This is a genomic window from uncultured Bacteroides sp. (assembly GCF_910578895.1).
Lineage (GTDB): Bacteria > Bacteroidota > Bacteroidia > Bacteroidales > Bacteroidaceae > Bacteroides.
Map to the genome: position 1 here is coordinate 1 of NZ_CAJTSC010000021.1, position 13,897 is coordinate 13,897.

At 49.0% G+C, this 13,897-nt stretch carries 6 protein-coding genes; all 6 read left to right on the plus strand.

Annotation, left to right across the window (positions count from 1 at the left end; genetic code table 11):
* The first annotated feature begins 148 nt into the window (after positions 1-148).
* Positions 149-2,095 carry a glycoside hydrolase family 97 protein gene (locus QZ327_RS07200; protein ID WP_294618330.1) on the plus strand — a complete coding sequence of 649 codons (1,947 nt, stop codon included), beginning with the start codon at positions 149-151 and terminating at the stop codon, positions 2,093-2,095.
* A 191-nt stretch (positions 2,096-2,286) separates the two neighbouring features.
* The gene (locus QZ327_RS07205; protein WP_294618332.1) at positions 2,287-4,434 is read left to right on the plus strand and encodes a TIM-barrel domain-containing protein; all 2,148 of its coding nucleotides are present in this window, start codon (positions 2,287-2,289) and stop codon (positions 4,432-4,434) included.
* Between the two features lie 82 nt (positions 4,435-4,516).
* The gene (locus QZ327_RS07210) at positions 4,517-6,676 is read left to right on the plus strand and encodes an alpha-galactosidase (RefSeq protein ID WP_294618333.1); all 2,160 of its coding nucleotides are present in this window, start codon (positions 4,517-4,519) and stop codon (positions 6,674-6,676) included.
* A 34-nt stretch (positions 6,677-6,710) separates the two neighbouring features.
* Positions 6,711-8,750, plus strand: a complete 2,040-nt coding sequence (locus QZ327_RS07215) for a hypothetical protein (RefSeq protein WP_294618335.1) — start codon at positions 6,711-6,713, stop codon at positions 8,748-8,750.
* A gap of 426 nt (positions 8,751-9,176) precedes the next feature.
* Entirely contained in the window at positions 9,177-9,422 is a 246-nt protein-coding gene (locus tag QZ327_RS07220; RefSeq protein WP_294618337.1) for a hypothetical protein, read from the plus strand.
* 218 nt (positions 9,423-9,640) lie between these two features.
* Entirely contained in the window at positions 9,641-13,729 is a 4,089-nt protein-coding gene (locus QZ327_RS07225) for a hybrid sensor histidine kinase/response regulator transcription factor (RefSeq protein WP_294618339.1), read from the plus strand.
* Positions 13,730-13,897: the final 168 nt, after the last annotated feature.

Sequence of the window (13,897 nt, forward strand, 5' to 3'; positions counted from 1 at the left end):
TTTCTATTTTTATGAGGAGCATAGCGGGCTATGTGACGAATGAAAAAGAGGAAAACAGACCGGAAAGAGACTTGGGAAGAAGCTGAAGAAACAACTTTTTGAAGAAAATTTAAACAGGCTCTTGATATTTGCTTAAAATAAAAACAGTATGAAGAAATTATGGAATGCGGCACTGTTGCTGTATGTGGTATTGGTTGCCGCTTGCACGGCTCCCGATTCGTGGGAACTGAAATCAAAAGATAATAATGTCCGTTTTGTATTGGAGAACAAGACGGCGGGTGAAGTAACGGAACTGGCTTATTCCGTATACTATAAAGATACGATTGCTGTCGGCAAATCTCTTTTGGGCTTGATGATGGATTCGTTGGAGTATGGAAAAGATGCGGAGTTCGTATCGGCGTCTCCGGTGAAAGATATTACGGAAGCCTATCAGTTGAAATCGGGCAAGCAGGTCAATACGGTTGACGATTGTCGTGAGCAGGTATTTACGTTCCGCTCTTCGGAAGGAAACAACTTTGAACTGATTGTACGCGTTTATAACAATGGTATCGCTTTCCGTTACGGTTTGCCGGGTTCGGGCAAGGAACTCCACACCATTCAGGCGGAGCATACGGAGTTTGCGGTACCTGTCAATGGCAAGGCATGGATACACCCTTATGATTGGAATGAGCGTAAGAAACCCAGTTACGAGCAATATTGTAGCAATGCCATCGAAATTCGTTCGGAATGTAAACATGGAAGAGGTTGGGCTTTCCCGATGCTGTTTCAGACCAATGGCTTGTGGATGATGATAACCGAAGCCCATTTGGACGGAACTTATCCTGCTACACATATCGATAATTCCGGTACGGACGGGGCATATAAAATCCGTTTCCCGGAATTGGACGAACCGATTGTCCCGGATGCCGTGGAACCCGTATCGCAGTTGTCTTGGTACACTCCGTGGCGTGCCGTCATAGTTGGTAACGAGCTGAACACGGTTTTCCAAAACCAGATGGTCTCGCATCTCAATCCGGCTTCTGTCGTAGAGGATGAATCCTGGATAAAGGCAGGACGTTCGTGCTGGAGCTGGTGGTATAAGGGTTCCAGCGTGCTCGATTACAAAGAACAACTGAAATATGTGGACCTCAGTGCCGAAATGGGCTGGGAGTATATGCTGATTGATGCCGGATGGCAGCGCATGGCAAATGGCGGTACAATGGAAGATGTAGTGAAGTATGCGCAAACGAAAGGGGTAGGAGTATGGTTGTGGTATCACTCCGGTGCAGGACGTCAGAATGATACGGTTGCCGCCCGTCGCCTCATGTCCGATGCCGAATTGCGCCGTGCGGAAATGAAGCGTATCAGTGAGATTGGCGTGAAAGGCATTAAGGTCGACTTTTTTGATACGGACAAACAACGCATCATCCAACTCTATCCGGCCATTCTGAAAGATGCGGCGGACCACCATCTGCTGGTAGACTTGCACGGTGCCACTCTGCCGCGCGGTTTCGAACGTACCTATCCCAATATGATGACGACGGAAGCTATTCGCGGAGCGGAGACATTGGGCAGGCAGCAACGTTGCGACAAGGCTGCCGAACATAACGCTACCGTTCCTTTTACCCGTAATGTGGTAGGTTCAATGGATTATACTCCGGTAACTTTCTCCAATAAAATCCGCCAGGGAGTAGAGGCAATCCGCCAGACTACCGTGGCACACCAGTTGGCTTTGGCAGTAGTCTTCGAGTCCGGTTTCCAATGTTATGCCGACAGGGCGGAAGCCTATCTTGTTTTGCCGGAACAGCCGAAGCAATTCCTGAAAGATGTGCCTGCGGCATGGGATGAAAGTTGCCTGCTGGCAGGTTATCCTGCCGATTATGCGGTTATCGCACGTCGTTCGGGTGATACATGGTTCATAGGCGGCATCAGCGGTAAGGCGGAAGAGCGTGAGATAGAATTTGCGTTGCCTGCTGCCTGCAAAGGAAAGTCATTTACCCTGATAACGGACGGTGAGGATAAGGACAGTTTCGGTTCCATGCCGATGGAAAATACGGACGGGACGGTTAAGATAAAGTTGTTGCCCAATGGCGGCTTTGCAGGCATCATCCGCTGATAAATGATACCGGTATCTGTATGTGGGTTTATGTTTTTACCCTTTCCTGAAGGAAACAATGTATTTGAGACATTATTGAAAAAGAATAAAACAATTTTGCAAGTTGTGTAAATGCGTTATCGGTTTCTTTGTAAAGTAATTGTCCGGTTGAGCATAAACATATAACAAATACTACAAATTAAATGAAAACCATGAAAAAGAAATTGATTTTAGGAGCGCTTGCTGTGCTGATGTTATTGCCTGCAAAGGCGCAAATCGCCTGGCAACAGGTGGAACCCGGCGTTTGGAAAGGGGTAGTCGGCACGCCCGAAAGTTATTCCTTGCTGGATGTTTCCGGTGCCACTCCTCTGAAAGAGGGCTTTACCCGTTTGCCGGAAGTCGGCCTGCCTGCATTGGCGAACGAGATAGTGGGTGCGGTGCAAGACGGTAAAACGAGCCTTCGCATTCCCCTGCAACGTAAAGAGCAACTCTACGGTTTCGGTCTGAACTTCCAGACCGTGCATCAGCGTGGCAAGATACTGAACCTGCACGTAGACCATTACGGTGGTAAAGATAACGGTCGCACGCATGCGCCTGTTCCTTTCTATATCTCCAACCGGGGGTATGGCGTTCTCATCAATTCGGCACGTTACCTCACCGTGTATGCCGGTAGCGGTGCCCGCAAGGACAGCCCGAATGCTCCGGTAGCCAAAGACCGTAATACGGACAAGACTTGGACTTCCGCTCCCTATTCCGATGCCGTATCTATCCTCGTTCCGGCTCCGGGTACCGAGATTTATCTCTTTGCCGGACCTACGCCGATGGATGTAGTGCGTCGTTACAACCTGTTCTGCGGCGGTGGCACATTGCCTCCGCGCTGGGGATTGGGCTTTACACAACGCACCAAGAAGCTCTATACGGCCGATGATGTGGAGAAGGAAGCCGCTGAATTCGAACGCCGCGGTTTTCCGTTGGATTTCATCGGACTGGAACCGGGCTGGCAGAGCAAGGCATATCCCTGCACGTTCGAGTGGGACAAGGGACGCTATGCCGATCCTGCAGGTTTTGTCAAGACCATGTTGGATAAAGGCGTGCGCATCAACCTGTGGACAAACCCCTATGTATCTCCCGAGTCTGATGTGTATAAGGAAATGTATCCGGTCAGCGGTTCGCATACGGTATGGTGCGGCATCGTTCCCGACCTGGCAGGTGAAAAAGCGCGCCGGCTTTGGAAAGACAAGCTGGAAAAAGAGCATATCAATATCGGCGTGAGCGGATATAAGATAGATGAGGTGGACGGATACGACCGCTACTTGTGGCCCGATGTCGCCACTTTCCCCAGCGGTGTTTCTGCCGAACAGATGCGTCAGACGTATGGATTGTGGGTGCAACGTACCACTGCCGATCTTTACAAACAGCGTAATCAGCGTACCTTCGGACTGGTACGTGCCTCCAATGCCGGTGCAAGTTCATATCCTTATGTCATTTATAACGATTATTACAGCCATCAGGATTTCATCACGGCACTGATAAACTCCGGTTTCAGCGGAGTGTTGTGGACACCGGAAGTCCGTGGCTCCAAGACCGGTGAAGAGTGGTTGCGTCGTTTCCAGTCGGTTGTCTTTTCACCTATGGCGATGATTAATGCCTGGGCAAGCGGCACGAAACCTTGGTCGTTCCCGGAAGTTGCGCCGCAAATCAAGGAATATGCCACATTGCGTATGCAGATGATGCCGTATTGGTACACGGAGTTTGCCCGTTATCATTTTGACGGTATTCCTCCTTTCCGTGCCATCAATCTGGAACCGGGCTTCAATCCTGAACAAGCCGTTAGCACGGAGATGAAGAGCACCAATTTGGAAGATAATCCGTATCTGGAAGCCATATCCAAGGAAATCAAAGACCAGTATATGGCAGGCGAATACCTGTTGGTCGCTCCGATGTTCGCAGGACAAAAAGAGCGTACCGTTGTGTTGCCGCAAGGCAATTGGTACGATTTCTATACCGGCAAGTACGTGGGTAATGGAGAACGTATTAAGGTAGCTCCCGGTTTGGACCGTATTCCGGTATTCGTCAAAGACGGCGCCGTCATCCCCTTTATGGAAGCCATGCTTCATGCTCCCAAGGCTGGACAGAAGGTTAATCTTGAAATCCGCCACTATGGCAAGGCAGACGGTGCTTACCGTTTGTATGACGATGATGGCGAGACTTTCGATTACGAGAAAGGCGCTTATTCGTGGCGTGAGATAAAAGTGACACGCGATAAGAAAGGCCGTCTGAAGGGTACTATCTCCAAAGCGGAGAAAGGGAAACCGGATAATATTGCAACGGTAAGCTGGAAATTTATGACTAATGACTAAGTGACGGTTTGTCATCCGGCATACATTGCCGGATGACGATAGCACTACACACTAAATTCTCATTTATAAACCAATCATAATAATGAAGAACCTCTTTCTAATATCCATTTTTCTCTGCTGTGCCTGCCTGATGCGCGCCGCAGACAATCCTAATGTAAAGAAACTTTTTGCCGTTACTTCCGGTGAACTGAAACTCTCTTTTATGGTAGGTTCGGACAACCGTCTCTACCAGCTTGGTTTCGGCGATGCTGCCGTTGAAGTGGCCCCTCCTGCCAAGATGCCTTCCCGCGAAAGTGAATTTTTTCCGCCATACGGCAACGGAGTGATTACCGAACCCGCCCTGCAAGCCACTCATGTGGACGGTAACACCTCTACCGAACTTCACTATACGGGACACCGCACGGAAGATTTGGGTGACAATGTTTCCCAAACCGTTATCTCTTTGAAAGACCCTGCTTATCCGTTTACGGTGGATATCTACATTAAGTGTTATCCGGATAACAGCATGATGGAAATCTGGAATACCGTCAGTCATAACGAGAAAGGGAAGGTAACCCTTTACCGTTTTGCCTCCGCTTCGCCCGTCTTGAAAGCCAAAGCATACTGGCTCACTCAGTTCATGGGTAACTACAAGCGTGAAGCAACGCTTAGTGAAGAGCGGCTGACGGAAGGTGTCAAGGTGCTCGACTCTAAACTCGGGGTACGTGCCCACCAGATGCGCATTCCCTCTTTCATGCTCTCTCTCAATGCTCCGGCAGATGAGAACAAGGGCGAAGTCCTTGCCGCTTCCTTGCGTTGGAGCGGTAGTTTCCAGTTTGCTTTCGATGTGGATTGGAACAAGAATCTCCGTCTCATAACCGGCATGAACCCGTTAGGCTCTCAATATCATTTGGAGCGCGGCGGCACGTTCACCACTCCTGCCATTCTCTATGCTTACAGCAAGCAGGGCAAAGGCGAAGCAAGCCGCCGCTATCATCGTTGGGCTATGAAGCACGCCATACGTGATGCGCAGAAAGACCGTCCCGTATTGTTGAACAACTGGGAAGCCACCCATTGCGACTTCGACGAAGAACGTCTGAAAGAACTGTTCAACGGTGCCCGCCAGACGGGCGCGGAACTTTTCCTGCTGGACGACGGTTGGTTTGGCAACGGCGCCTACTCCCGCGATGACGACAAACACGGTTTGGGCGATTGGGAACCTTCCACCAAGAAACTGCCTCGCGGACTCTCCTACATTGCCAAGGAAGCCTTGAAGCGGAAAGTCGGATTCGGCATCTGGCTCGAACCGGAAATGGTGAATCCTCAAAGCGAGCTTTACCGTAAGCATCCCGAATGGATTATCACCCAGCCCAAGCGTGACCCGATATTGGGTCGTCATCAGGAAATACTCGACTTGACACGCCCCGAAGTGCAGGCATACGAGTGGGAAATCATTGATAAGACCTTGCGTCCCAATCCGGACATTACTTATGTGAAGTGGGATTGCAACCGTTACGTCACCCAACCCGGTTCGGGTTATCTGCAACCTGCCGAACAAAGCCATCTTTGGATTGATTATAACTGGGCGCTTTACCGCCTTATGGACCGCTTTGCCAAGGAGTTTCCCAACGTCATGGCAATGCTTTGCGCCGGTGGTTCCGGCCGTGTGGATTACGGTGCAATGCCTTACTTCCACAGTTTCTGGCCCAGCGACAATACCGATCCGCTTGGACGTATCAAGATACAGTGGGGCTTCTCTCATTTCTTCCCGGCAAGCACTATTTCCGCACACGTTACCCGTATGGGCAAGCGCCACCTGAAACTGGCGATTGATGTGGCGCTGAGCGGTGCTTTCGGTGTAGACCTTGCATTGGACAAAGCCACTCCCGAAGAGCGTGCCCAGATAGCCGATGCCGTGAAACTTTATAAAGAGAGTATCCGTCCGTTAGTGATGCAAGGCGAACTTTATCGCCTGGTATCTCCTTACGAGCATCCGTTGGCTTCTTTGAGCTATGTCTCCACGGATAAGCAGCATGCCGTAGTCTATCTCTATCAGACAAAAGACGGCAATGTGCCACAAGTGGTTTTGGGTGGGCTCGATGCCGGTAAGAAATACCGCGTAGAGGAAGTCGGACTTCCGAAAGGAGCTGTCTCCCGCTTCCCGGCTCATGGCAAAACCTTTACAGGTGCCGAACTGATGAGTGCAGGACTTGCCAATCCGTTGGATACGCAGTTCGAGAGCGCGGTGCTTATCTTGAAATAAACTTCCATTCTTTCAATAATACATTATTATATATATGAAACAATTCTTGATACTCATATCCTTTTTATTGGCTGTCTCGTTTGCAGCCGTAGCCCAGCCTCAGGACCGTTGGACCATTCAGCCGGACGGTTCTATCCAATGGGTGCCTGTGCAGAACCTGCCGCATGAAGATCATCTGGAGATGAGCGGACAGATGATTTCCGTTGTTCTCCGTTACGGTGTGGATGCCGGGCAGCGTTTCCACCTCAATCGTAGCCTGGTTTTTCCCATGCTTCGCATGAAGCCCAACAAAACGCAGAACAACCTGAAACAGCGCTTTGATGTCAATATCCCTGCTTTGGTGACTGTGGACGACCAAACCCTTCTGAACGAAAACGTCAAGGACATTACTTTCAACGGCATCATGCGCGTGGAAAGTGATTTCGGATACGTCTACCGCCGTAAGGAACTGAAAGATGCCATTCACGTGACGCGCATCCTTTATCCCTCTACCAACGCCGCCCGTTATCTGGAGGAATATGCGTTCAAGAATAACAGCCGGCAGGCTGTTACCTTGCGTGTGCCCGAGTGGCGCGTCACCTATACCACGCCCGAGGAAGCAGGTGTTTACGGCGCTTATCGCATTGAAGCCTCTCTTTCCAAACAAGGCACGTTCGTCTTGAAGCCGGGCGAAACGTTGGAGTTCTACGCACTCTTCACCGGAAGCAAGGTGTCGGATGCTGTGACGGAAAAGGACAACACCGCTTTCTCGCGCATTACTATCCAAAGTGAACGTGCAGGGCGGCAGGCGCTTATCAATCAATGGTGGAATAACCTTGTGCTGGATACTCCCGATCCGGTGCTGAACCGTATGTTTGCCTTTGCCAAGTTGCGTGGTGCGGAGAGCATCTATCGCACAAAAGGTGGTTTGATGCACGGTCCCGGCGGTGAGGCTTATTATGCAGCCGTATGGGCAAATGACCAGGCGGAATATATCAATCCGTTCTTTCCTTTCTTGGGATATGAAATCGGCAATGAATCGGCTCTGAACAGTTTCCGCCATTTTGCCCGTTACATGAATCCTGAATACAAACCTATTCCGAGTTCCATTATTTCCGAAGGTGTCAGTTTCTGGCACGGGGCGAAAGACCGTGGCGACGGGGCTATGATAGCTTATGGTGCCGCCCGCTATGCCTTGGCACGCGGCAATAAGGAAGAAGCCCGTGAACTTTGGAAACTCATTGAATGGTGTCTCGAATACTGCCATCGCAAACTGACACCCGCCGGGGTGGTGGCTTCCAATTCCGATGAACTGGAAAACCGTTTCCCTGCCGGCGATGCCAACCTCTGTACGTCTACGCTCTATTACGATGCTTTGCATTCCGCCGTATTGTTGGGACGTGAGTTGGGCATATCCGCCAAGCAGCTGAATACTTACCGTGACCGGGCAAAAACTTTGGAACAAGCCATCGAGAAGCATTTCGGCTACGAGATAGAGGGCTTCCATAGCTATCGCTACTACGAAGGAAACGACATTCTCCGTTCCTGGATTTGCATGCCGCTGGTTATGGGCATCTACACCCGTGCACAAGGTACCATCGACGCTCTCTTCTCGCCCCGTCTTTGGACGGACGACGGGCTGCTGACGCAAGCCGGAACGGAAACTTTCTGGGACCGCTCCACGCTCTATGCCCTGCGCGGCACCATTGCCGCCGGTGAAGTGGCAAAAGGCATGAACTTCCTGAAGAAGTATTCCCGCCGCCGTTTGCTTGGAGACCATGTGCCTTATGCCATCGAGGCATGGCCCGAAGGCGACCAGCGCCATTTGTCTGCCGAAAGCGGTCTTTATTGCCGCATCTATACCGAAGGATTGTTCGGTATCCGTCCTGTCGGACTCGGCAGCTTCGAAATGACACCCCGTCTTCCTCAGGAATGGAATTACATGAACCTGAACAATGTACGTGCCTTTAATTCCGATTTCGATATCCGCGTATCACGCGCCGGAAAGAAGTTGCACGTGGAAGTGCTGAAAGGCGGCAAGGCTGTCCTGAAAAAGAATATAGAGGAAGGAAAGACAATCAAGGTACAGCTATAAAGGGCTGTGCAACACGGTTGCTTGCCCGATAAGGCGGAAGGGGCGGAATAACTCCGTTTGATATATACCTGCGCTTTTTCGAAGAAACTTACCTACCTGTGGGATATATGGATGTATTGTGTTGCATCTGTATATCCCACAGTTTTTGTTATGCCTTGAATGAGGGATGGCGGCTGGCTTTTAGCTTCGGGTCCGGAGGGCGATGCCGGCGGCTTCGGCTGTGACAAAAAGACACCGGAACCGTGTTTTTGCTTACTCCCGCCCCTGCGCCTTTCTTCCGGAATAGAAGCGGCTTGCATAAAAGGCGGATGGATATGCTTCTTTCTTCGATAAAAATGCACCGCTTATGCAAAAAAACAGTTCTTTTTTCTGTCGGACACCGGCATTTCAGCCGACAGACAATAATGTCTGTCACGAGCGACATTAATGTCCCTCGCGATCGACATTATTGCCGCTCGCCACAGACACCGATATCGGGCAAATGGGATGCCTGTACAGGGCATTTCCGATGCTTTTCCGCGCTGGTTGGTTTGTAAGGATTTCGCTATTGCATTGAGAATACGCAAGATGGGTGGCTTTCGTTTCGTTTTTTCCGGGCGGCAGCACCTCTGGGCGGAAACAGGCGATTCTGAGGGATTGGAAAATGCAGGTTGTCAGAAAATACGGGTATAATGACAAAAAGATAAAAAGACAAATAAACATACATACAAACACACGGCATCTTCTCCAACCGTTCTCAAAACCTGTTCCGCTTTTGCCCGATGTTATCAGTGTCTCAATCCCTGTCTCTGCCGTCTCAAATTTTGAGACACGGTTGTTAAAAGCTTCTTGTTTTCTTTATCGTATCTTTCTTTCTTATACCTTTGTGAGGTAAAAATTTCGCAATTACTATGAGACGCATAATTTTGTTTATCTTTTTGCTCTTGCCGTTGACCGCTGCATCCATACAGGCAGCTCCTTTTAAATATTCCTTTTCTTATAGCCCGAGAATGAATGAGGGGATATCCCAATTGTCTGTAATAGCTATGTGCCAGGACACGCGGGGATATTTGTGGTTGGGCACCCGTAACGGCTTGAACCGTTATAACGGCAGCACCTACACAGTATATACCCACCAGTCCGATGATTCATTGAGCCTTGCCGATAATGAAGTGTTAAGTTTGTCGGAACAGGACGGACAATATTTATGGATTGGTACCAATCGCGGCATCAGCCGTCTCTCTCTGACAACGGACAGCATCCGTAATTATTATGAGGAAGACGGGTTGCCTGATGCGGCCACTTTGGCGGTCTATGTGGACCGAAACCGGCAAGTATGGGCAGGTACGAGGAAAGGACTTGCGCGTTATTCGCCGGAAAAGGACTGTTTTGAGCCTGTTGTGTTTACGACGGATACTTTGATAGTATCCGCCATATTGGAAGATACCAGTGGCAAGTTCTGGATAGGGACAAGGTTGGATGGCGTGTATCTGTGCAACAGCAAGATGCAGTTCATCAAGCACTTCTGTGAGGAAGAGGGCATGCTGGCGGGTGCAAGAGTGACATCTTTGTACGAAGATGCCTACTATCGTATATGGGTCGGGACAGGTCCGGGCGGAGTCAATCGGATAGACCCTCATACGCATGCCGTTACTTCCTATACAAGCAGGAACAGCGGTCTGAAAAACGATTTTGTCCGATGTATGGCAGAATGGAACGGGGAGTTGCTGCTGGGAACCTATGACGGGGTGTACTCTTTTAATCAGTTCGACAACAAGATAGCCAAGGTGGGCGGATATGATAACGGGGCTGAAACCCTGGGGCACTATTCCGTATATTCTTTCTGCCTCGACCGTACCGGAACTCTTTGGATAGGAACCTACGGCGGTGGCATATCGCGGCTTAGTATGCTCTCTTCGCGTTTTGCGCACCATTTTCCCGGAGTGTGGAATAATATACGTACAGGTATCTATGGCGCTGCCTGCCATGATAAGGATAACGGGCTTTGGATAGCGACGGAAGGTTACGGGTTGCTGAATTATGATATCTCTACGGGTGAGACCCATTTTTATTTGGTTGATTCATCCGCCTATTCGGTTTATAATGCCAATGTGATAAAGGCGGTGTGGGCGGATGAAGATTGTATCTGGTGCGGCACCACCAAAGGGGAAGTCTGGAAATTCAACAGGAAGACATCTGCTTTCCAACTGTTCTACCGCTTTCCGGAAGCCTTCTCCGTTTATTCGATACTGCGTGACTCATCCGGCAATTTGTGGATAGGCGCTGCCGGTGGAGAGCACCCCTTAATCTGTTTTACTCCGGCGGGTGAGCGGATAGAGAATATTGTGGACGGTTCCGGTGGGAAGTTGCCGATCAACTATGTGAGGTGCATGGTTGAGGAGCGTCCGGGCATATTGCTGATAGGGACCCGTTCTATGGGGTTATTGCGTTTGAAGATTGATTCTTTGCAAACGGTGGGGGCGGACAGGAAGGTGACAGGGGCACTGGACGTTTATTCAACGGATGCAAGCGGTTCCGGGCATGCGATAGATAATAACTATATTTCCGCCATCATCCGTACCCGTAAGAGGGAGTTATGGTTCTCTACCTATGGTGGCGGTATATATCGCATAAACAATCGGGGGGAAATAGAAGAAACCGTTACGGATAAAAAGGGATTGATGAGCAATACCGTCTGCCATTTGGTGGAGGGAGCGGACAACACATTGTGGATGAGCACGGATAAAGGTATTTCCTGCTATTCGATGACGGATGGTGGTATTAAGAACTACCCGTACTCCAATGGCATCAGTGCCCGTGAGTTTACTTTGCACGGTGGTGTGGCACTGCCCGACGGTACGGTATGCTTTACGGGAAACGACTGTTTTGTGACGTTTTATACTCCGGAAATGCCGGTGAACACTTTTGTGCCGCCGGTTGTGTTGGAGAGTTTTCAGGTCAATAATCGCCCTGTGGAAGTGGGCGATGATACGGGGATTCTGGATTGCTTGCTGGATAATACCCGGGAAATACATTTAAGCTATGACCAAAACAATATAGCTATAAGTTATCGGGCTCTGAACTTTATCAACTCCTCTATGAACAGATATGCCTATCGTTTGGAAGGTTATGATGAAGAGTGGAATGAGGTAGGCGGACGCACCACGGCTTATTATACAAAGTTGCCTGCGGGTACATACCTGTTTCATGTAAAGGCATCGAATAATGATGGCGTATGGAATGAACAGGGACGTACATTGCGGATTGTGATAGCTTCGCCTTTGTGGGACACTTGGTATGCCTGGTTGCTATATGTTGTGGCAGTGGCGATAGTGGTTTATGTGATTTTCTATTATTACAATGCACGTCGCAGATTGCGTGAGGCGCTGAGGGCCGAACAGCGGGAAAAATTGCAGCAACAGGAATTTCATCAGGCGAGAATACGTCTTTTTACCAATCTGGCTCATGAACTGCGTACGCCGCTTACTTTAATTATTACTCCTTTTGAGGAACTGGTGAAACGTATTGACTTGGGGCATGAATTGCGTACGAAGTTGCAGGTAATCTATAAGAATGCACAGCGGTTGCTGTTGTTGGTCAACCAGCTGATGGATTTGCAGAAAAATCAGAGCGGAACAATGGAACTTCATGTGACCCAGGGGAATGTGTGCGAATTTGTGCGGGAGATATATTACGCTTTTAAACAGATTGCACAGACCAACGAGGTAAACTTCACCTTGAAGTGCCGTCCGGACTCCTTTGTCGCTTGGTACGACCAGACGCTTTTGGAAAAAATCGTGTTCAATCTGCTTTCCAATGCTTTCAAATACACTCCTGCGGGAAAAAGCATACACATGGAGGTGGAATACGAGCAGGACAGGGGGATGATACTATTGCGTGTGGAAGACTCCGGATGCGGCATACCGAAGGAAGAACGGGAGAAAATATTCACTCCTTTTTATCAGGTTCCCGAAACGACGGGTGTCAATATTTCCGGTACCGGCATCGGATTAAGTCTGGTTTACTCTATCGTACAATTGTACAAGGGAAGTATCCGCATTGAAGACAGGGAAGGCGGTGAGGAAGGTACGGTGTTCTTCGTTGAATTGCCTGCCGTCGGGGATGCTTTTACAGAACAGGAGAAGGAAGTGATGCCGATGGAAACGATTGGCGATACGGCTTTTGTGCAACCGGTGAAAACAGAATCTATAGCGACGCCGATTTCAGGAGAGATTCAAAAGAAGCCGGTGGTACTTATTGTGGAAGATGATAAAGGTGTCCGTGATTATTTACGTCAGTCTTTGGAAACGGAATATGAAATAATAGAAGCCGTGAACGGTGTTAAGGGGTATGAGCGCGCGGTGCAGGACTTCCCGGATTTGATATTGAGCGATATTATGATGCCAAAGCGCAATGGGCTTGAACTATGTTCGTTGATAAAGGAAGATATGCGTATCGGGCATATTCCGGTGATATTGATGACTGCACGTTCGATGGTAGTGCATATAAAAGAAGGTTTCCAGGCAGGTGCCGATGATTATATCATCAAGCCTTTCAGCATGGATGTGCTCCGTATCCGGATACATAGTTTGCTGCAATCCCGTCAAAGGTTGAAGAAACTGTATGGCAGGAGCTTTTCGCCGGAAGTGATAGGCACTGCGATGGTTTCTGCCGATGAACGTTTTTCACAGAAATTGTTCGAGGTGATAGAGAGGAATATATCCAACCCGGATTTGTCAATTGAAGTGTTGTGTCACGAGATTGGCATCAGTCGTGCTAATTTGTATCGCAAGATAAAGGCCATATCCGAATTGTCGCCAACAGAGTTGATTCGTAATAAACGGTTGGAAGTGGCGATGAAGTATTTGAAGGAAACGGAAATGACTGTTTCGGATATTGCGGTGGCGCTGGGCTTTAGCAGTCATTCTTATTTCTCAAATTCTTTTAAAGCATTTTATGGAATGTCGCCTTCTGAGTTTATGCAAAGGAATATTAAATAATAAACCTTGATTGTTAGTGAATGTGAAGTCCGGGGAAGCTGATGCTTTTTCGGGCTTCGCTTTTTTATCCGTCTCATAAATTGTAGTATTTGTCTCATTATTGTTTGATCTTAATGATTTGAGAAAATATATAAAGATGGAAGCGGGTGTGAATTATATTTTTGTACG

Excerpts from the sequence above, each read along its gene's own strand:
- QZ327_RS07220 (WP_294618337.1), top strand. The coding sequence starts at position 9,177 with ATGTCCCTCGCGATCGACATTATTGCCGCTCGCCACAGACACCGATAT.
- QZ327_RS07205 (WP_294618332.1), top strand. The coding sequence starts at position 2,287 with ATGAAAAAGAAATTGATTTTAGGAGCGCTTGCTGTGCTGATGTTATTG.
- QZ327_RS07215 (WP_294618335.1), top strand. The coding sequence starts at position 6,711 with ATGAAACAATTCTTGATACTCATATCCTTTTTATTGGCTGTCTCGTTT.
- QZ327_RS07210 (WP_294618333.1), top strand. The coding sequence starts at position 4,517 with ATGAAGAACCTCTTTCTAATATCCATTTTTCTCTGCTGTGCCTGCCTG.
- QZ327_RS07225 (WP_294618339.1), top strand. The coding sequence starts at position 9,641 with ATGAGACGCATAATTTTGTTTATCTTTTTGCTCTTGCCGTTGACCGCT.
- QZ327_RS07200 (WP_294618330.1), top strand. The coding sequence starts at position 149 with ATGAAGAAATTATGGAATGCGGCACTGTTGCTGTATGTGGTATTGGTT.